Consider the following 17,580-nt stretch of genomic DNA (forward strand, 5'->3'; position numbering starts at 1 on the left):
CTGTGCTTATATCGCGAGTTCGGCGTCCATCGCGGCGAGGATCGGGGAAGCGCCCTGTTCGGCAAGGTCGCTATTATGGCGGAACAGCGCGAACAGTTCGCGGCCGGTGTCATAGGGTGGCGGCGGGGCGGCGGGAATGTCGCGCGCGTCCCAGGTGGCAGCATCGACCAGCGCCTCGACCTGACCGCTTTCCGCGCAGACGCGGACGAGGTCGCCATCGCGCAGCTTGCCGATCGGGCCACCACCCAGCGCCTCGGGCGACAGATGGATGGCGGCAGGCACCTTGCCCGATGCGCCCGACATTCGGCCGTCGGTCAACAAGGCGACCTTGAAGCCGCGATCCTGTAGCACGCCCAGCGCCGGGGTCAGCTTGTGCAGTTCGGGCATGCCGTTGGCACGCGGGCCCTGGAAGCGGACGACGACGACGACGTCGCGTTCCAGTTCGCCCGCCTTGAAGGCGCGCAGCACATCGTCCTGATCGTGGAAGATCGCGGCCGGCGCCTCGATCGTCCAGCGTTCCTTGTCGACCGCGCTGACCTTCATCACGCAGCGGCCAAGATTGCCCTGCAGCAGCTTCATGCCGCCATCGGCCTGGAACGGGTTGGAGGCCGGACGCAGCATCGCCTCGTCGCGGCTGGCGGGGACATCCTGCCAGACCAGCGCGTCATCCTGCAGCACCGGTTCCTTGCCATAATCGGTCAGATCCTGGCGCGCGACGGTCATGATGTCGCGGTGGAGCAGGCCGGCGTCGAGCAGTTCGCGGATGATGACGGCCATGCCGCCCGCCGCGTGGAAATGGTTCACGTCGCCCGAGCCATTGGGATAGACGCGCGCCAGCAGCGGCACCACGTCCGACAGTTCGGCAAAGTCGGTCCAGTCGATATGGATGCCGCCCGCGCGCGCGATCGCGGGCAGGTGGATCGCATGGTTGGTCGAACCGCCGGTGGCCATCAGGCCGATGATCGCGTTGACGATCGCCTTTTCATCGATGCAGTGGCCGAGCGGGCGATAGTCGTTGCCGTCCCAGCCGATGTCGGCGATGCGATGGGTGGCGGCGCGTGTCAGTTCGCTGCGCAGCTTCGTGCCTGGATTGACGAAGGCGGCGCCGGGCATGTGCAGACCCATGACTTCCATCATCATCTGGTTGCTATTGGCGGTGCCATAGAAGGTACAGGTGCCCGCGCCATGATAGGAGGCGCTTTCGCTTTCCAGCAGTTCGTCGCGACCCACCTTGCCCTCGGCATAGAGCTGGCGGATGCGCACCTTTTCCTTGTTGGCGAGGCCCGAGGGCATCGGTCCGGCGGGGATCAGGATGGTCGGCAGATGGCCGAAACGCAGTGCGCCGATCAGCAGGCCGGGCACGATCTTGTCGCAGATGCCGAGCATCAGATTGCCTTCGAACATCGCATGGCTGAGCGACACGGCGGTCGACAGGGCGATGGTGTCGCGGCTGAAAAGGGAGAGGTCCATGCCGGCCTGGCCCTGGGTCACGCCGTCGCACATGGCTGGCACGCCGCCCGCCACCTGCGCCGTGGCGCCGATCTCGCGTGCGGCGATCTTGATCTGCTCGGGGTAGCGGCCATAGGGCTGATGGGCCGAGAGCATGTCATTATAGGCGGTGATGATGCCGATGTTCATCGCCCGGCCGGTGCGGATGACAGCCTTGTCCTCGCCGCTGGCGGCAAAGCCATGGGCGAGATTGCCGCAGGACAGCTGGGCACGATTGGTGCCGGCGTCGCGGCCCCGCTCGATCAGGTCGAGATATTTGAGGCGCGTCGCCGCACTGCGTTCTGTGATGCGTTCTGTGACCTTGGCGATCACGGGGTGAAGATCAGTCATGCCAGCTGGCTCCGTCGCGTTCAATTAGGGCAATGGCCGAGGACGGCCCCCAGTTCCCGGAGGAATAGGTCGACACCTTCATGTGCGCCTCCTTCCATCCGTCGATGATGGAATCGATCCAGGCCCATTGGGCTTCCACCTCGTCGCGGCGGACGAACAAGGTCTGGTCGCCAGCGAGCAGGTCGAGGATCAGTCGTTCATAGGCGATGCGGCGACGCTGGCCGGCAAAGGCGGCGGTCAGCGACACGTCGAGCGTCACTTCCTCCAACTGCACCTGACGCTCCAGTCCCGGCCGCTTCGACATGATGGTCAGGCGGATATATTCTTCCGGCTGCAGGCGGATCACCAGCGTGTTCGGTTCCAGCCCGGACCCATGCCCGTCACGGCCGAAGATCGAATGGCGGACCGGCTTGAACTGGATCATGATTTCCGACTGGCGCGCGGGCAGCCGCTTGCCGGTGCGCAGGTAGAAGGGCACACCCTGCCAGCGCCAATTGTCGATATGCGCCTTCAGCGCGACGAAGGTTTCGGTGTCGGACGGCTGGCCCAGTTCGTCGGCATAGCCGGTGACGATCTGGCCGCCGACGGCGCCGGGCGTATATTGGCCGCGCACGCTGTGGGTCTTGACCGTTTCCGCCGTCATCGGACGCAGCGAACGCAGCGCCTTCACCTTCTCGTCGCGCACGGCCGTGGGGTCCATCCGCGCGGGCGGCTCCATCGTCAGGATGGAAAGGATCTGGAGGATATGGTTCTGCACCATGTCGCGCAGCGCACCGACGCCGTCATAATAGGAAACGCGGCCTTCGAGGCCCACCGTTTCGGCGACGGTGATCTGGACATGGTCGATCGCGGTGGCGTTCCACAGCGGTTCGAACATGACATTGCCGAAGCGGAGCGCCAGCAGGTTCTGAACGGTTTCCTTGCCCAGATAATGGTCGACGCGGAAAATCTGCTCTTCAGCGAACAGGTGGCCGATGCTGTCGTTCACGACCTTGGAGGAAGCGAGATCCTTGCCGATCGGCTTTTCCATCGCGATCCGCGTCCTGGGCGTCAGCAGGCCGGCGTCGGCCAGCCCCTGGGCGGTCGGGCCGAACAGTGAGGGCGGGGTGGAGAGATAGACGGAAATGCCGCGTTCCAGGCGTCCATCGACGCGCTCGGCCAGCTCAGCGAAATGGGCGCCGTTGCTGGAATCGACCGGCTGATAGAGGATCATCGCGCGGAAACGCGCGGCGATGTCGGCATCGTAGCGGTCGGCCGGCAGGAACTGCTTGAGCGCCGCGCAGACTTCCTCGCGAAAGGCTTCGTCATCCATTTCGGTGCGGGCCGAAGCGATGATCAGGAAGTCGTCGGGCAGCAGGCCGTCCGACAGAAGATTGTAGAGCGATGGGAAAATCATGCGCCGGGCAAGATCGCCGGTGGCACCGAACAACAGGAACGTGGCAGACGGTTCGGTCAAAGGACAGTCCTTCTCCGTTAGTTATCTATGTCTGCACGATGCGGCTCTTATACCGGCCGTGCTTCGTTACGCAAGCAGGCTATAGGCAGGAAAATGATGCTGCAACTGCGAACGACTCGCGGGAAGGCGGGGCGGTCTATGGTGTCGATCAGCAGGCGGCGCGCAGGCCCCGGCGCCAGTTGAGGATATGCGCCCCGGCCAGCAGGGCGCTGCCGCCGACGGTCCAGATCGCTTCGCTCAATGGGGTGCGGGCGAGCAGCGCGCCCACGGCCATCAGGGACAGGCCGGCCAGGCCGATGCCGAGCGGCAGCGCGGCGCGGTGGCGGCGCCAGCCCTGCAACAGCGCGAACAGGCTGGTCGGCACGGCGATGGCGAGCATCAGCAGGTGGAAGGATTCGCCCGGATCGATCCGCGTGGCGATGGTCGGCAGCAAGGCGAAGAGCAGCGGCAGGCCCAGGCAATGGACGGTGCAGAGCGCGGAGGCGCAGATGGCGAAGCCGTCGAGCCAGGAGCGGGGGCGGCCGGCCGGATTAGGTTCCGGCGCTTCGCAATGGGGCATGATTTTTCCTAAATGATATAATGTTACATTTTCCCCGGCCATATCGATATGGGGGCATGGGAAGTCAAGGGCGGGGGGACGGAAGGCGTTGCCGGGGCGATTGGTTGACGGCGCAGAAAGCGCTTTTGTTTCAACGCTATCTTGCCGTGCTGCGGAGCGCGGCCTATCCCGTCTGCGGTCTTTGGGGGGAATAGTGATGAAGCATGGGGTTGCGCGCCTGGCGTTGCTGGCGGGTGGGCTGGCGATGTTGGCGGCTTGTGGTGGTGGCGGGTCCGACAGCGCAGGCACTGCGCCGCCGACGGCGACGCCCACACCCACGCCGACCGCCACCTGTTCGGTGCGGGAGCGGCAGGATTGGGCGGCGGCGACGCTCAAGGAATGGTATCTTTTCCCTGAAACCCTGCCGTCCGCGCTCAGCCCGGCCGGCTATGCCAGTGTCGACAGCTATATCGACGCGCTGACACAGGGCGCGCGGTCGCAGCGACGGGATCGCTATTTCACCTATCTCACCTCCATCAAGGCGGAGAATGCCTATTATCAGTCGGGGTCGAGCGCCGGCTTCGGCCTGCGCTTCGCGACCGACAGCGGGGTCACCCGCCTGTTCGTCATCGAATCGTTCGAGAACGGCCCGGCGCTCGCCGCCGGCATCGATCGCGGCGCGGAGATATTGGAGATCGGCACCAGCATCACCAACATGCGCAGCATATCGTCGCTGTTCGCGTCGGGCGGTGCCGATGCCGTGGCCGATGCGATGGGGCCGGACAGTGCCGGCACGACCCGGCTGCTGCGCATCGCCGATGCGACCAGCACGCGGACCGTATCCGTGACCAAGCGCGACTTCGACCTGATGCCGGTATCGAACCGCTATGGCGCGCGGGTGATCGACGATGGCGGCCGCCGTGTCGGCTATGTCAATCTGCGCACCTTCATCCTGTCGGCGGAGCAGCCGCTGCGCGACGCGTTCGCCGGTTTCAAGGCGCAGGGCGTGACCGATATCATCCTCGACCTGCGCTATAATGGCGGCGGCCTCGTTTCGACGGCCAAGGTTCTGGGCGATCTGATGGGCGCGAACCGGGCGTCGACCGACGTCTTCACCCGCATGACCTTCCGCCCGGAAAAGAGCGCGGAGAACGAGACCTATAATTTCGAGCCGCTGGCGCAATCGGTGGCGCCCACGCGCATCGCCTTCATCGGCAGCGGCGGGACGGCATCGGCGAGCGAACTGGTGATCAACGCCTTCATCCCCTATCTGGGTGCGCAGGCGGCGCTGATCGGCGCCAACACCTATGGCAAGCCGGTTGGGCAGATCGCGATCGATCGCGAAGCCTGTGACGACCGGTTGCGCGTGGTGGCCTTCGCCACCCAGAACAGCGCGGGCAATGCCGATTATTATGATGGACTGGCGAGCAGCATCAAGGCCAGTTGCCAGGCATGGGACGATATCAGCTATCCGCTGGGCGATCCGCGCGAGGCGGCGACCCGGCAGGCGCTGGACTTCATCGCCGGGCGGAGTTGTACGCCGATCGGCGGCGCGGTGGCGACGCTCAGCCGCAAGGCGGTGACGTCGCCGGTGTCCGCCCCGCGCGAATTGCTGGCGCCGCAGCGGCCCAATCCGGCCCAGCGCGAGGTGCCGGGTCTGTTCTGACCGGTCAATCGATCAGGTGGCAGCGCTGACTGCGATCAGCGCTGCTTCTTGGTGATGGTCGCGGTGAAATCGGGATCTTTGTTCGCCACCCAGTCGACGAACTTGCGGATCGGCGGATGGAGCAGCAGGCCTTCCACGTCCATGCCGTGGCGCTGCAATTCGGAATTGGTGAAATTGGCGATCAGCGTCTGCTGGCAGATGCCGTGCATCGGCACGACGTCGCGGCCGCCCCTGCTCTTGGGAACGGGATGGTGCCACACGATGGTCGTGCCCGTTGGACGCCCGCATAGCCAGCAGGGCGGCGGGGGCGGCGCTTCCGCTTCCTCGCGATGTACATCTTCATAAGGGCCATGTTTGGAATATTTGCGGGCCATGTCTCTGCCTGGATTGAAGGAAACTTTGGCCGCTCCCTATCGCAGCCGGCGCGGCAGCGCCACGGCGATCGTCATGGCCGCTTGACTCATTTTGATATTTAGCTAATTATCTCATCATGAGCCAGGTCTTCCGCGCCTTGTCCGATCCGACCCGTCGCCGGGTGCTGCAATTGCTGCGCCAGGGGCCGATGAGCGCGGGCGAACTGAGCGACCAGTTCGATGTCTCCAAACCGACCATGTCGGCGCATTTCGCGGTGCTGAAGGAGGCCGACCTGGTCCATGCCGAAAAGGCCGGCAAGTCGGTCATCTATCATCTCAAGCTGTCGGTGCTGGAAGAGGCGCTGCTGGGCTTTGCCCAGTCGTTCGGCATCGGCGTGGAGGCGCCGGATCAGCATCGGGAGAAGGCAGGATGGACAGGGAATTGAAGGCGGGCCTGCTCTGGGGCGGCGGTATCCTGCTGCTGGCGCTGGCCGCCAGTCAGGGGCGCAAGCTCGACTGGCTGGACAGTGACATGGTCACGCGGCTGGTGATCGGCGCCAACGGGTTGATGATCGCCTGGTATGGCAATCGCATGCCCAAGGCTTTCCTGCCCGACGCCTGCGCGCGGCAGGTGGTGCGGGTTGGCGGCTGGTCGATGGCGCTCAGCGGCATTATCTATGCCGGCTTCTGGGCGTTCGCGCCGATACCGGTGGCGGTCCTCGGCGGCTGCATCGCGGTGGGGGCGGGGATGGCCGTGACGATCGGCTATGGCCTCGCCTTGCGCGCTCGGTTGCGGGCTCGCCGCTAGGCCCTTGTTTCGCCTGCCTGGCGGCTTTGTTGCGGGAGTGATTTTGGGGGCTTTGCAGCCGGTGCATGACCTGCTAGGTGCCCCCTTCCACGATCAGATGCGGGCGTGGTGAAACTGGTAGACGCGCCGGACTCAAAATCCGGTTCCGCAAGGAGTGTCGGTTCGATTCCGACCGCCCGCACCATATTTGATTGGCCTCAGGCGCCGCCATTTGCGGCCTCGCCTATTCCTCGTAAATTGCAGATGGCGTTACGGACCTTTTTAGGCCCGCTGCCTTTCAGCGGGCCGGCTGCGCCTGGAACCAGGGGATCATCCGCGCGATCGCATCCTCGACCCGGTCGGTCGAGACGGCGAAGCTGAAGCGGATGAAGCGATGGCCGTCGACCGGATCGAAATCGATCCCTGGCGCGGTGGCTACGCCGGTCTCGCGCAGCAGCTTCTGGCAGAAGGCCAGGCTGTCATTGGTGAGATGGCTGATGTCGGCATAGATATAGAAGGCGCCATCGGGCGGCGCGATGCTGGCGAGGCCGAGCGCGGGCAGGGCGTCGAGCAGCAATTGCCGGTTGCGGCGATAGGTGTCGACATGGCCTTCCAACTCGTCGGTGCAGTCGAAGGCGGCCAGCCCCGCCTGCTGCGCCAGCACCGGGGGCGTCAGGAACAGATTGCCCATCCGCGCCCGCGCCGCGCCGATCAGGTCTGTAGGCACGACGATCCAGCCTAGCCGCCAGCCGGCCATGCTGAAATATTTGGAGAAGCTGTTCACGATCACCGCGTCGGGGGCATATTCCAGCATCGACCGGGCCGGTTCGCCGAAGCTGAGGCCATGATAGATTTCGTCGGAGATGATGCGGATGCCGCGTGTCGCGCACACTTTGGCGATCGCTGCCAGTTCGTCGGCCGGGATGATCGTGCCGGTCGGGTTGGCCGGGCTGGCAAGGATCAGGCCGTCTGGCGCTGGCTCGATGGCGGCCAGCGCGTCGGCGCTGATCTGATAGCGTTCGGCCGGACCGCAGGCGATCTCGACCGGCTCCAGATAGAGGGCCTTCAACGTGTTGCGATAGGCGACATAGCCCGGCCGCGCGGTGGCGACGCGGGCACCGGGCGCGAACAGGCTGGTGAGCGCCAGCACCAGGCCGGGCGAGGCGCCGCAGGTCAGCAGCACCTGTTCGGGATCGACGGCGACATTGTGCCGGTCGGCATAGAGGCGGGCGATCCGTTCCTTGAGCGCCGGACTTTCCCAATAGCCCATCGGGTCGGTGTCGAGCACCTCATGCGCCAGCGCGATGGCGGCGGCGGGCGCACCGGTCGAGGGCTGGCCGAACTCCATGTGCAGGATGGAGCGGCCCTGAGCCTTGAGGGCATGGGCCTCGCGGTTGATGGCGATGGCGTGGAAGGGGTCGATCTGGGCAATCATGCCGGGTGCCTATTCTGTGCGGGCAACCATGTCCATGGCCGCTACGTTCTGTCTGGCATGAACCAAGCGCTGCTCACCGCCCTGCAATATTATGGTGCCAGCGCCGCCACCCTTGCGGCGCTGGTGGTGTCGCTGAACCTGGGGCGGCGGATCACCGGCTGGGCGTTCGTGCTGTTCGTCACCAGCTCAATCGCGCTGATCGGCTGGGGCTTTCTCGACAAGGACAGCGAGGGCATCGGCTGGCAGAATGTCGCGCTGTTGGCGATCAACGCGGTCGGCGTGTGGCGCTATCTGATCTCGAAACATGCGGTGCGCGACCGATAATCCTCCCCTGCAAGGGGAGGTGGCGCGCGCGAAGCGCGTGACGGAGGGGGGGCGCCCTATCGCAAGCGGGATACCCCTCCACCATTTGCTGCGCAAATGGTCCCCCTCCCCTTGCAGGGGAGGAGTTTTTAGGCTTCGGCGATCCACACCTCGACCGGCACCTTGTCCTGCAGCAGGGCGAGGCGGATCGGCAGTTCTTCCACCGGGCCGCCAGCCAGCGCCTGGTCATAGACCGCCTTCTTGCCCGCGCCGCCGATCTGCAGGAAGATATGGCGGCTCTGCAGGATCGCATGCGCGGTCAGCGACAGGCGCTGGTGCGGCGCGACCGGCGGGGTGGCGGCGATGGTATAAGCCTGGCTGGAAAGCCCTTCGACCAGTTCCTCGCCCTCCGGGAAGAGCGAGGCGGTATGGCCGTCATCGCCCATGCCGAGCAGGATGATGTCGAACGGCCAGGGCAGGGCAGCAAAGTCCGCCTCGACCGCGCTCTGGCCGGCATAGGCGTCGGCGGCGCTGTTCTTCATCGGCACGAAGCGGGCGGCCGCCGCCGGACCCTGCAGCAGGGTTTCGCGCACCAGCCGCTCGTTGCTGTCGGCGCTGACCGGATCGACCCAGCGTTCATCGACCAAAGTGACGATCAGCTTCGTCCAGTCGAGCGGCACCTTCGACAGCGCTGCCAGCACGGGGCGGGGCGAGCGGCCGCCCGACACGGCCAGCGTCGCGACACCGCGTTCGGTGATGGCGTTCGACAACACGGTGGCGATGCGGGCGGCGATATCGGTGGCGGCCTCAGCCCCGGTAGCAAAGATATGTTCGGTCGGCATGGCTCTCACTCGACGATTTCGGGAAGGGTGCAGATGTCGATCCATTGCGCCCCGGTCAAGGCGGCAAGCCGATCGGGCGTCAGTTCGACCGAGGCTGTGCGCGATCCCGCCGCCGGAAACACGGTGTCGAACGCCTGCAACGAGACATCGCAATAGACGGGCAAGGCGCTTGCGAGGCCGAAGGGGCAGACGCCGCCGACCGGATGGCCGGTAATCTCCTCCACCTCATGCGCGCCCAGCATGCGCGGCTTGGCGCCCAGCGCCGCCTTCGCCTTGCCATTGGACAGGCGGGCGTCGCCGCGGGCGCAGACCAGCACCACCCTATCGCCGACGCGCAGCGACAGGGTCTTTGCGATACGCGCGGGTTCGACGCCCAGCGCCGCTGCCGCCTCGATCACCGTGGCGGTACTGACGCCCTGGTCGATGATGACGACATCGGGCGCCTGCGCGGCGAAGAAGGCGCGAACGCTGGCTTCGCTCATGCCTTCTGCCTCATGCCTTTTGGATGTCGCTCAGCTTGCGTTCCCAGGCGAGCGCATGGTCGACGATCTGGCCGAGGTCGGCATAGCGCGGCTGCCAGGGAAATTCCGCCATCAGCGCGCTATTGTCGGAAATCAGCGCATCGGGATCGCCCGCACGGCGCCCTTCCAACCGGCGCTCGATCGTCATGTTCGTGACCCGGTCGACCGCGTCCAGCACTTCGAGCACGGAGAAGCCCCGGCCATAGCCGCAATTGAGCATGTAATTGCGATCGGGGTGGGCGATCAGCGCTTCGAGCGCCAGCACATGGGCGGCGGCGAGATCGCTGACATGGATATAGTCGCGCACGCCGGTGCCGTCGGGCGTGGCGAAATCCGTGCCGAAGACGCTGACATGGCTGCGCTTGCCCAGTGCCGCCTCGACCGCGACCTTGATCAGGTGGGTGGCGCCGGCCGTCGACTGGCCGGTGCGGCCCTGCGGATCGGCGCCGGCGACGTTGAAATAGCGCAGCGCGCAGAAGTTCATGGCATGGGCGGCGGCAACGTCGCGCAGCATATATTCGGTCATCAGCTTCGACATGCCATAGGGATTGATCGGTCGCTGCGGCGTCGTTTCCCTGACCGGGCTTTCCTCCGGTATGCCATAGGTGGCGGCGGTCGAGGAGAAAATGAAATGGGGAACGCCGACGGCGACCGCGCTCTCCAGCAGGTCGCGGGTCTTGGCGCTGTTGTTGTTATAATATTTGAGCGGGTTTTCGACCGATTCCGGTACCACCACCGATCCGGCGAAATGCATGATCGCCTGGACGCCATGTTCGCGCAGCGTCGCCTGTACCAGCGCCTGGTCTGCGATGTCGCCCTGCACGAAGGGGACGTCCTGCGGCACGGCCCAGCGGAAGCCGGTGACCAGATTGTCGATCACCACCACGCCATAGCCGGCATCCTTCAGCGCCAGCACCGCATGGCTGCCGATATAGCCGGCGCCGCCCGTGACCAGAACCGTTGGCTTGCTCATAAAGAAAAGGTCTCCCCGAATATGTCCGGGGAGACCTAATACAGAAGCGTTACGATTTACAAATCGCTCATGCTGCAGCGCGAGACGGAACGGGGCGATAGAAGGTCGCGCCGTTGGCCGCCATTTCCCGCAGCTGCGCCGTGGGGGCGAAGCGGGGGCCATGGGCAGCGGCCAGCCGGTCCAGCACGGCCACGACATGGGCGATGCCGACCGTGTCCATATGGCTGAACGGACCGCCGGTATAGGGCGCAAAGCCCCAGCCGAAGATCGCGCCGATATCGCCATCTTCCGGCGTTTCCAGCACGCCTTCCTCGAAGCAGCGGGCGCATTCGATCAACTGGCGATAGAGGAGGCGTTCCTTGACTTCCTCGACGTCCGGCTGGGCGTCGGCGCGCGGGAACAGATCGCCGAGCACCGGCGAGAGATGCTTCTTGCCGCCTTCGGGATAGTCGTACCAGCCCTTGCCGTTCTTGCGGCCCAGGCGATCGGCCTCGACCATCTTGAGCATGATGTCGTCCGACCCCTGGGGAACATAGGCGTCGCCCAGTTCCTTCCTGGCGGCGGTCATGATCTTGACGCCCAGTTCGATCGACACTTCGTCGCTGACCGCCAGCGGGCCGGTCGGCATGCCGAGCTGCTTGCCGGCATTTTCGATCAGCGCCGGGTTGATGCCTTCGCCGACCAGCTCCGCGCCTTCCTGCACATAGGTGCCGAAGCTGCGCGAGGTGTAGAAGCCGCGGCTGTCATGGACGACGATCGGGGTCTTCTTGATCTGGGCCACGAAGTCGAGCGCCTTGGCGATCGCGGCCGGGCCGGTCCTCTCACCCAGGATGATTTCGACCAGCGGCATCTTCTCGACCGGCGAGAAGAAGTGGACGCCGATGAAATTCTCGGGCTTGGACCAGGCATTGGCCAGCTTGGTGATCGGCAGGGTCGAGGTGTTGGAACCGAAGATGGTGTCGGCGCCCAGCACGGCTTCGACCTGCTTGGTCACTTCCGCCTTGATCGCGACATCCTCGAACACCGCTTCGATCACGAAGTCGGCGCCGGCGAGCGCGGCATAGTCGGTGGTGGGCGTGACGCGGGCCAGGGTGGCGGCCATCTTCTCGGGCGTCATGCCACGGCCCAGGCGCTTGGCCAGCACCGCCTCGACATGGGCCTTGCCCTTCTCGGCATAGGCCTGGTCGCGGTCGAACAGCACCACGTCCATGCCGGCCTGCGCCGCGACGGTGGCGATGCCCGCGCCCATCATGCCGGCACCCAGCATGGCGAGCTTGATGGTCGGCGCCTTGGGCTCGTCCTTGGGGCGGCGCGCGCCGCGCTCGGCCGCCTGCTTGTTGACGAACAGGGTGCGGATCATGTTCGACGCCTGCGGATCGGCGGCGACCTTCGCGAAATATTTGCTCTCGATCCGGATCGCCCGGTCCATCGGCAAGGTGATGCCCTCATAGACCGCCGACAGCAAAGCGATCGGCGCGTTCATGTTGCGCTGGGTCTGCTTGAGCGTCATCGGCAGGGCGCCGGCCATGGTCTGGACGAAGGCGGGGTTGAAGCCGCCGGCGCCACCGGGCACCTTGAAGCCCTTGACGTCCCAGGGCTGGGTATTGGCGGTCGGGTTCGCCTTGACCCAGTCCTTGGCGGCGGCGAGCGACGTGCCCTGCGGCACCACGCCGTCGACAACCTTCAGCATCGCGGCTTCGGCCGGGCGGAACAGCTTGCCCTGCAGCATGTACATCAGCGACGCCTGCACGCCCATGATGCGCGGCAGGCGCTGCGAGCCGCCGCCGCCGGGGAACAGGCCGATCAGGATTTCGGGCAGGCCGAGCTGAGTCTTGGGGCTGTCGCCGACGAAGCGGCGATGGCAGGCCAGCGCCAGTTCGAAGCCGCCGCCGACGCAGGTGCCCTCGATCGCGCAAGCGACCGGCTTGCCGGCGGTTTCCAGGCGACGGAACAGCTGGTTCAGCACGAACACATTGTCGAAGATCGCGGTGGGGGCGGGGCGCTGTCCATCGGCGCTGGCGAGCATCGACCCGAAATATTTGAGGTCCATGCCGGCCATGAAGCCGCTGTCCTTGCCCGATGCGATGACCGCGCCCTTGATGCCCTCTTCCGACGCGATGCGGGTGATGGCGGTGTCGAGGTCAGCCAGGAAGTCGGGGCCGATGACGTTCATCGACTGGCCGGGCACGTCGATCGTCAGGGTGGCGATGCCGTCGGCATCGATGTCGAAGCGGATGGTTTCCATGTGTGTCTCTCCTTGCGTCCGCCGCTTACACGCGCTCGATGATGATGCCGGTGCCCATGCCCGCGCCGACGCACAGGTTGATGAGCGCGGTGCCCTTGCCCGAGCGTTCCAGCTCGTCGAGCGCGGTGCCCAGCACCATGGCGCCGGTGGCGCCCAGCGGATGGCCCATGGCGATCGCACCGCCATTGACGTTGATCTTGCTATGGTCGAGGTTCATCGCCTGCATGTAGCGCAGCACGACCGAGGCGAAGGCTTCGTTCAGTTCCCACAGGTCGATGTCGGCGGTGGTCATGCCAGCACGGGCCAGCAGCTTGCCCGCGACAAATTCCGGCCCGGTCAGCATGATCAGCGGTTCCGAACCGATCGAGGCCATCGCCTTGATCTTCGCACGCGGCTTAAGGCCGTATTTCTCGCCGATTTCCTTGTTGCCGACCAGCACGGCGGCGGCGCCATCGACGATGCCGCTGCTGTTGCCGGCGTGATGGACATGGTTGACCTTTTCCAGCTCGGGATAGCGCAGCAGGGCGACGGTATCGAAGCCGGGCATGTCCTCACCTAGCGCCTGGAAGCTGGGCTTCAGGCTGCCGAGCGACTGCATCGTCGCGTCGGGGCGCATATGTTCGTCATGGTCGAGCGCGATGCCGCCGATCACGTCGCGGACCGGCACGATCGACTTCTTGAAACGACCTTCGTCCCAGGCGGCCTTGGCGCGGCGCTGGCTCTCGACGGCATAGGCGTCGACATCGTCGCGGCTGATGCCGAACTTGGTGGCGATCACGTCGGCGCCGATGCCCTGGGGCGCGAAATAGGTCTTGTAGGCGACCGCCGGGTCCATCGCCCAGGCGCCGCCGTCCGATGCCATCGGCACGCGGCTCATCGATTCGACGCCGCCGCCGATCGCGAACATCGCTTCGCCCGAATAGACCTTGGCGGCGGCCATGTTGACCGCTTCCAGGCCCGATGCGCAGAAACGGTTGATCTGCACGCCCGGCACGGTCTGGGCATAGTCGGCGTTGAGCACGGCGACGCGCGCGATGTCCGCGCCCTGTTCGCCGACCGGGCTGACGCAGCCCAGGATCACGTCGTCGACGTCGGCAGTGTCGATCTGGGTGCGGTCGCGCACCGCTTCGAGCATCTGCGTCGCAAGCTGGATGGGGGTGATGTCGTGGAGCGAACCGTCGCTCTTGCCCCGGCCACGGGGCGTGCGGACGGCGTCGTAGATATAGGCTTCCATGGTTCCTTTTCCCTCTCCGTTGGCGGCTTTTGGCGCACCGGAAGTGGCCCAGAATGTATTTACGTTTACGTAAAGTGCAAGCCTGAAATGGTCGGTTTCCGCCGACATGGCCTTGCCGTAAGGTCAGGTGCGGGCCTGATGTGGGGCGCGATTGCAGCAGGACAAGCACCAGGTGAAGATTGCGGTTCTTTCCGACATTCATGGCAATATCGATGCGCTCGACGCCGTGCTGGCGGATATGGCTGCGCGCAATGTCGATCTATGTGTCAATCTCGGTGACATCCTGTCGGGGCCGCTCTTCCCCTGCGAGACCGCCGATCGGGTTATGGCGTTGGATATGCCGACGATCCGGGGCAATCATGAGCGGCAATTGCTGACGCTGGCGCCCGATCGGATGGGCGCGTCGGACCGGGCGACCCATGATCTGCTGGCGCCGCGCCATCGCGACTGGATTGATGGATTGCCCGAGACGCTGTGGCTGACGGATGAGATATTGATGGTCCATGGCACGCCGGGTAGCGACATCGATTATTGGCTGGAAACGGTCGAGCCGACCGGGCTGCGCGCCGCGACCGAGGCGGAGGTCGAGGCGCGGGCAGGGGGCGTCGTCGCGCCGTTGATCCTGTGCGGCCATACCCATGTGCCGCGCATCCATCGTCGCGCCGATGGCGGGCTGATCGTCAATCCAGGCAGCGTCGGCCTGCCGGCCTATGACGATGATCGGCCCTGGCCGCACAAGGTGGAGACCGGATCGCCCGAAGCCCGTTATGCACTGGTCGAGCGGATGGCCGACGGCTGGCATGCGGAGATCGTCCTGGTCGCCTATGACGGCGAACGCGCGGCCGCCACGGCCGATGCTCGCAGCCGGCCCGACTGGGCACGCGCACTGCGTACCGGACGGATGTGAACCAAAGGCCGAGTCGCGGGTTTGACCGACGTTCCTAAATCCGCTTGATGGTTTTCGTGCCTGACACCGAGTCCCCCCAGCCGTCCTCGCCCTTTGCCATTCCCATCTTCCGCGCGATCTGGATCGCGAGCCTGGCGTCCAATTTCGGCGGGTTGATCCAGTCGGTCGGTGCGGCCTGGATGATGACCTCGCTGTCCGCTTCGCCGGTGCTGGTGGCGCTGGTGCCGGCGTCCACGACGCTGCCGATCATGCTGTTCTCGCTCTGGGCCGGCGCGGTCGCCGACAATCTGGATCGGCGCAAGGTGATGATGGCCTGCCAGCTGTTCATGCTGCTGGTGTCGACCGCCCTTGCGCTGGTCGCCTGGCTTGGTGCGCTGACGCCCTGGACGCTGCTGGGCTTCACCTTCCTCATTGGCTGCGCGACGGCGGTGAACGGCCCGGCCTGGCAGGCATCGGTCGGCGACATGGTGCCGCGCAGCGTGCTGCCCAGTGCCGTCGCGATGAACAGCATGGGCTTCAACCTGGCCCGCAGCACCGGCCCGGCGCTGGGCGGCGTGATCGTCGCGGCGGCGGGGGCGGCGGCGGCGTTCCTGGCCAATGCGGTCAGCTATATCGGCCTGGTCGCGGTGCTGGCGCGCTGGCGACCGGAATTGCCGCCCAAACTGCTGCCGCGAGAGCGGCTGGGCGTCGCGATGTGGGCCGGTGTCAGCTATGTCTCGATGTCGCCCAAGATCCAGCTCGTGCTGCTGCGCGGCGGCGCCTTTGGCATTGGTGCCAGCGCGGTGTCGGCGCTGATGCCGCTGGTGGCGCGCGATGTGCTGGGCGGCGGCGCGCTGACCTTCGGCCTTACCAGCGGCGCCTTCGGCGTCGGCGCGGTGGCCGGGGCGCTCTCCACCCGGCGGCTGCGCGCGCGCTTCTCGATCGAGGCGATCGTGCGGTCCGCCGCCCTGTCGCTGGCGGCGGGAACGGCGATCACCGCCATGTCGGGCTATCTGGCGCTGGCGCTGCTCGGCTATCTGCTCGCCGGGGCGGGCTGGGTCATGGCGCTGTCGACCTTCAACGTGTCGGTCCAGATGTCGGCGCCGCGCTGGGTCGTCGCCCGCGCCGTCGCCATCTATCAGATGACGGCGTTCGGTGGCATGGCGATCGGCGCCTGGCTGTTCGGCAATCTGGCCGAGGATCATGGCGTGGTGGACGCCCTCTATGCCTCCGCCGCGGTGCAACTGGTCGCCGCGCTGATCGGCTTCGTTCGTCCGCTGCCGCAGATCGGCGATGACAATCTCGATCTCCAGAATCGCTGGCGCGAGCCGGAGACGGCGGTGCCGGTCGAGCCGCGCAGCGGCCCGGTGGTCATCACCATCGAATATCGCATACCGGTGGGGTCGGTCGTCCCCTTCCTCAGCGCGATGAGCGAGCGCCGCCGCATCCGCAAGCGCGATGGCGCGCATGGCTGGTCGCTGATGCGCGACCTGGGCGATCCGGAACTCTGGGTCGAACGCTATCATGTGTCGACCTGGCTCGACTATGTCCGCCATAACCAGCGGCGCACCATCGCCGACATCACCAACAGCGACACGATCCACGCGCTGCACAGCGGCGGCAAGCCGCCGGTGGTGCATCGCATGCTGGAACGCCAGACCGGCTCGCTGCCGCTCAGTCGCGCCCCTGATCCGCGGGAAATGGGCGACGGTCTGACCGATCCGACGCGATCGACCTGAAGCGGGGCAAGGCAAAGCGGCTTCGCCTGCCCCTTTTGTGCCTCAGGTCGGTGTCACCGGGGGGCGGCCAAGATCCTCCGGCGTATCGATGTCGTGCAGCACATTGCCGATCGTCTCGATCTGGATGCCATGGCTCAGCAGGGCGCGGGCACCCTGGTCGCCTTTCAATGCCAGCAATTCGGGGAAATGCTTGCGGCCGATGAAGGCGGGCGGGGAGGAGGAGAAGCCGTCGGTGCTGGCGACGACCGATCTTATGTCCTCGGCCGCCATGCAGATATGGTTATAATGGGTCTGCGGCACGTCGGGCATGTCGGCCAGGCAGATCAGGATGCCGCGCACCTTGCGCTTGTCCATCACATGTTCGACCGCGAGCCGGATGCTGCTCGACAGGCCTTCCTCGGGCCGTTCGTTGACGATGATATCGAAGCCGCGCCGGTCAAGCTTGCGGTGCAGCACCGGTGCAAATTCGATGGGCCGCACGACGGCGACCAGTTCGGCAAAGGCCATGGAGGCGATGGTTTCCAGCGTGTGCGCGGCAACCGGCTTGCCGCGCAGGTCAGCCATCAGCTTGTCTTCCTCGCCGAAGCGGGTCGACATGCCGGCTGCCAGAAGGACGGCGGCGATGCGTTCAGTGCGCATGATCTTGCGATTGTAATGACATTTTTATGTGGTGCGTTCCCGTTAGACTGTGATTTGCCACCACAGCGATGTTGTGTCCAGCCGGGGCAAAAAGGCTGGTCAGACGGCCACGCAGTCGCCATAT

Annotated in this window: 17 protein-coding genes and 1 tRNA gene; 7 read left to right on the forward strand and 11 right to left on the reverse strand. The window is 65.8% G+C overall.

From position 1 onward, the window contains the following. Nucleotides 1-6 precede the first annotated feature (6 nt). From edd to BRX37_RS11420, 3 genes are all read right to left on the reverse strand, one after another. Nucleotides 7-1,839 carry a phosphogluconate dehydratase gene (gene edd, locus BRX37_RS11410; RefSeq protein WP_125987054.1) on the reverse strand — a complete coding sequence of 611 codons (1,833 nt, stop codon included), beginning with the start codon at nucleotides 1,837-1,839 and terminating at the stop codon, nucleotides 7-9. After that, nucleotides 1,832-3,295 (reverse strand): glucose-6-phosphate dehydrogenase, encoded by a 1,464-nt coding sequence (gene zwf / locus BRX37_RS11415; RefSeq protein WP_125987056.1) that lies wholly within the window; start codon nucleotides 3,293-3,295, stop codon nucleotides 1,832-1,834. The genes edd and zwf overlap by 8 nt, the downstream gene beginning before the upstream one ends. Before the next feature lie 148 nt (nucleotides 3,296-3,443). Further along, nucleotides 3,444-3,854, reverse strand: a complete 411-nt coding sequence (locus BRX37_RS11420; RefSeq protein ID WP_017502336.1) for a MerC domain-containing protein — start codon at nucleotides 3,852-3,854, stop codon at nucleotides 3,444-3,446. A 196-nt stretch (nucleotides 3,855-4,050) separates the two neighbouring features. On the opposite strand from BRX37_RS11420, the gene BRX37_RS11425 reads away from it, so the two are divergent. Then, on the forward strand, nucleotides 4,051-5,499 hold the full coding sequence (locus BRX37_RS11425; protein ID WP_125987058.1) for a S41 family peptidase: 1,449 nt from the start codon (nucleotides 4,051-4,053) through the stop codon (nucleotides 5,497-5,499). 35 nt (nucleotides 5,500-5,534) lie between these two features. On the opposite strand, the gene BRX37_RS11430 is transcribed toward BRX37_RS11425, so the two are convergent. Continuing rightward, nucleotides 5,535-5,873, reverse strand: a complete 339-nt coding sequence (locus BRX37_RS11430; RefSeq protein ID WP_017503721.1) for a hypothetical protein — start codon at nucleotides 5,871-5,873, stop codon at nucleotides 5,535-5,537. 116 nt (nucleotides 5,874-5,989) lie between these two features. On the opposite strand from BRX37_RS11430, the gene BRX37_RS11435 reads away from it, so the two are divergent. The 3 genes from BRX37_RS11435 to BRX37_RS11445 all read left to right on the forward strand — a co-directional run bounded on the left by BRX37_RS11435 (nucleotide 5,990) and on the right by BRX37_RS11445 (nucleotide 6,844). Further along, the gene (locus BRX37_RS11435; RefSeq protein WP_004212039.1) at nucleotides 5,990-6,298 is read left to right on the forward strand and encodes an autorepressor SdpR family transcription factor; all 309 of its coding nucleotides are present in this window, start codon (nucleotides 5,990-5,992) and stop codon (nucleotides 6,296-6,298) included. Then, on the forward strand, nucleotides 6,283-6,660 hold the full coding sequence (locus tag BRX37_RS11440; protein WP_318276672.1) for an ammonium transporter: 378 nt from the start codon (nucleotides 6,283-6,285) through the stop codon (nucleotides 6,658-6,660). Before BRX37_RS11435 ends, BRX37_RS11440 begins: the two co-directional genes overlap by 16 nt. A 99-nt stretch (nucleotides 6,661-6,759) precedes the next feature. Beyond that, nucleotides 6,760-6,844: transfer RNA gene (locus tag BRX37_RS11445), tRNA-Leu, on the forward strand. A 93-nt stretch (nucleotides 6,845-6,937) separates the two neighbouring features. Here BRX37_RS11445 and BRX37_RS11450 read toward each other — a convergent pair. Beyond that, nucleotides 6,938-8,074, reverse strand: coding sequence for a pyridoxal phosphate-dependent aminotransferase (locus BRX37_RS11450; RefSeq protein ID WP_125987060.1), 1,137 nt, complete (start codon nucleotides 8,072-8,074; stop codon nucleotides 6,938-6,940). A gap of 57 nt (nucleotides 8,075-8,131) precedes the next feature. Here BRX37_RS11450 and BRX37_RS11455 point away from each other — a divergent pair, with 57 nt between their 5' ends. Next, on the forward strand, nucleotides 8,132-8,398 hold the full coding sequence (locus tag BRX37_RS11455) for a hypothetical protein (RefSeq protein ID WP_125987210.1): 267 nt from the start codon (nucleotides 8,132-8,134) through the stop codon (nucleotides 8,396-8,398). A gap of 128 nt (nucleotides 8,399-8,526) precedes the next feature. On the opposite strand, the gene pgl is transcribed toward BRX37_RS11455, so the two are convergent. The 5 genes from pgl to BRX37_RS11480 form a co-directional block, all read right to left on the reverse strand. Further along, nucleotides 8,527-9,219, reverse strand: a complete 693-nt coding sequence (gene pgl, locus BRX37_RS11460; protein WP_125987062.1) for a 6-phosphogluconolactonase — start codon at nucleotides 9,217-9,219, stop codon at nucleotides 8,527-8,529. Between the two features lie 5 nt (nucleotides 9,220-9,224). Continuing rightward, the gene (locus tag BRX37_RS11465) at nucleotides 9,225-9,701 is read right to left on the reverse strand and encodes a YbaK/EbsC family protein (RefSeq protein ID WP_125987064.1); all 477 of its coding nucleotides are present in this window, start codon (nucleotides 9,699-9,701) and stop codon (nucleotides 9,225-9,227) included. A gap of 10 nt (nucleotides 9,702-9,711) precedes the next feature. Then, complete coding sequence (gene galE / locus BRX37_RS11470; protein ID WP_125987066.1) at nucleotides 9,712-10,713, reverse strand: UDP-glucose 4-epimerase GalE; 1,002 nt, start codon at nucleotides 10,711-10,713, stop codon at nucleotides 9,712-9,714. A 67-nt stretch (nucleotides 10,714-10,780) separates the two neighbouring features. Continuing rightward, the gene (locus tag BRX37_RS11475; protein ID WP_125987068.1) at nucleotides 10,781-12,958 is read right to left on the reverse strand and encodes a 3-hydroxyacyl-CoA dehydrogenase NAD-binding domain-containing protein; all 2,178 of its coding nucleotides are present in this window, start codon (nucleotides 12,956-12,958) and stop codon (nucleotides 10,781-10,783) included. A 25-nt stretch (nucleotides 12,959-12,983) separates the two neighbouring features. Further along, a complete protein-coding gene (locus tag BRX37_RS11480; RefSeq protein ID WP_037507876.1) occupies nucleotides 12,984-14,192 on the reverse strand; it encodes an acetyl-CoA C-acetyltransferase in 1,209 nt (402 codons plus the stop codon). A gap of 172 nt (nucleotides 14,193-14,364) precedes the next feature. Between BRX37_RS11480 and BRX37_RS11485 the strand changes: the two genes are divergently transcribed. Beyond that, nucleotides 14,365-15,099 (forward strand): metallophosphoesterase family protein, encoded by a 735-nt coding sequence (locus BRX37_RS11485; RefSeq protein ID WP_234831985.1) that lies wholly within the window; start codon nucleotides 14,365-14,367, stop codon nucleotides 15,097-15,099. A 47-nt stretch (nucleotides 15,100-15,146) separates the two neighbouring features. Further along, complete coding sequence (locus BRX37_RS11490) at nucleotides 15,147-16,817, forward strand: MFS transporter (protein ID WP_004212052.1); 1,671 nt, start codon at nucleotides 15,147-15,149, stop codon at nucleotides 16,815-16,817. A gap of 42 nt (nucleotides 16,818-16,859) precedes the next feature. Here the strand turns inward: BRX37_RS11490 and BRX37_RS11495 are convergent, their stop codons facing one another. Beyond that, nucleotides 16,860-17,456 carry a nucleotidyltransferase family protein gene (locus BRX37_RS11495; RefSeq protein ID WP_125987072.1) on the reverse strand — a complete coding sequence of 199 codons (597 nt, stop codon included), beginning with the start codon at nucleotides 17,454-17,456 and terminating at the stop codon, nucleotides 16,860-16,862. Nucleotides 17,457-17,580: the final 124 nt, after the last annotated feature.

The organism is Sphingomonas sp. S-NIH.Pt3_0716 (assembly GCF_003950715.1).
GTDB lineage: Bacteria > Pseudomonadota > Alphaproteobacteria > Sphingomonadales > Sphingomonadaceae > Sphingobium > Sphingobium yanoikuyae_A.

Excerpts from the sequence above, each read along its gene's own strand:
- BRX37_RS11480 (WP_037507876.1), bottom strand. The coding sequence starts at position 14,192 with ATGGAAGCCTATATCTACGACGCCGTCCGCACGCCCCGTGGCCGGGGC.
- pgl (WP_125987062.1), bottom strand. The coding sequence starts at position 9,219 with ATGCCGACCGAACATATCTTTGCTACCGGGGCTGAGGCCGCCACCGAT.
- BRX37_RS11455 (WP_125987210.1), top strand. The coding sequence starts at position 8,132 with ATGAACCAAGCGCTGCTCACCGCCCTGCAATATTATGGTGCCAGCGCC.
- BRX37_RS11435 (WP_004212039.1), top strand. The coding sequence starts at position 5,990 with ATGAGCCAGGTCTTCCGCGCCTTGTCCGATCCGACCCGTCGCCGGGTG.
- BRX37_RS11495 (WP_125987072.1), bottom strand. The coding sequence starts at position 17,456 with ATGCGCACTGAACGCATCGCCGCCGTCCTTCTGGCAGCCGGCATGTCG.
- BRX37_RS11425 (WP_125987058.1), top strand. The coding sequence starts at position 4,051 with ATGAAGCATGGGGTTGCGCGCCTGGCGTTGCTGGCGGGTGGGCTGGCG.
- BRX37_RS11490 (WP_004212052.1), top strand. The coding sequence starts at position 15,147 with ATGGTTTTCGTGCCTGACACCGAGTCCCCCCAGCCGTCCTCGCCCTTT.
- BRX37_RS11430 (WP_017503721.1), bottom strand. The coding sequence starts at position 5,873 with ATGGCCCGCAAATATTCCAAACATGGCCCTTATGAAGATGTACATCGC.
- BRX37_RS11475 (WP_125987068.1), bottom strand. The coding sequence starts at position 12,958 with ATGGAAACCATCCGCTTCGACATCGATGCCGACGGCATCGCCACCCTG.
- edd (WP_125987054.1), bottom strand. The coding sequence starts at position 1,839 with ATGACTGATCTTCACCCCGTGATCGCCAAGGTCACAGAACGCATCACA.
- BRX37_RS11465 (WP_125987064.1), bottom strand. The coding sequence starts at position 9,701 with ATGAGCGAAGCCAGCGTTCGCGCCTTCTTCGCCGCGCAGGCGCCCGAT.
- BRX37_RS11420 (WP_017502336.1), bottom strand. The coding sequence starts at position 3,854 with ATGCCCCATTGCGAAGCGCCGGAACCTAATCCGGCCGGCCGCCCCCGC.
- BRX37_RS11440 (WP_318276672.1), top strand. The coding sequence starts at position 6,283 with ATGGACAGGGAATTGAAGGCGGGCCTGCTCTGGGGCGGCGGTATCCTG.
- BRX37_RS11450 (WP_125987060.1), bottom strand. The coding sequence starts at position 8,074 with ATGATTGCCCAGATCGACCCCTTCCACGCCATCGCCATCAACCGCGAG.
- galE (WP_125987066.1), bottom strand. The coding sequence starts at position 10,713 with ATGAGCAAGCCAACGGTTCTGGTCACGGGCGGCGCCGGCTATATCGGC.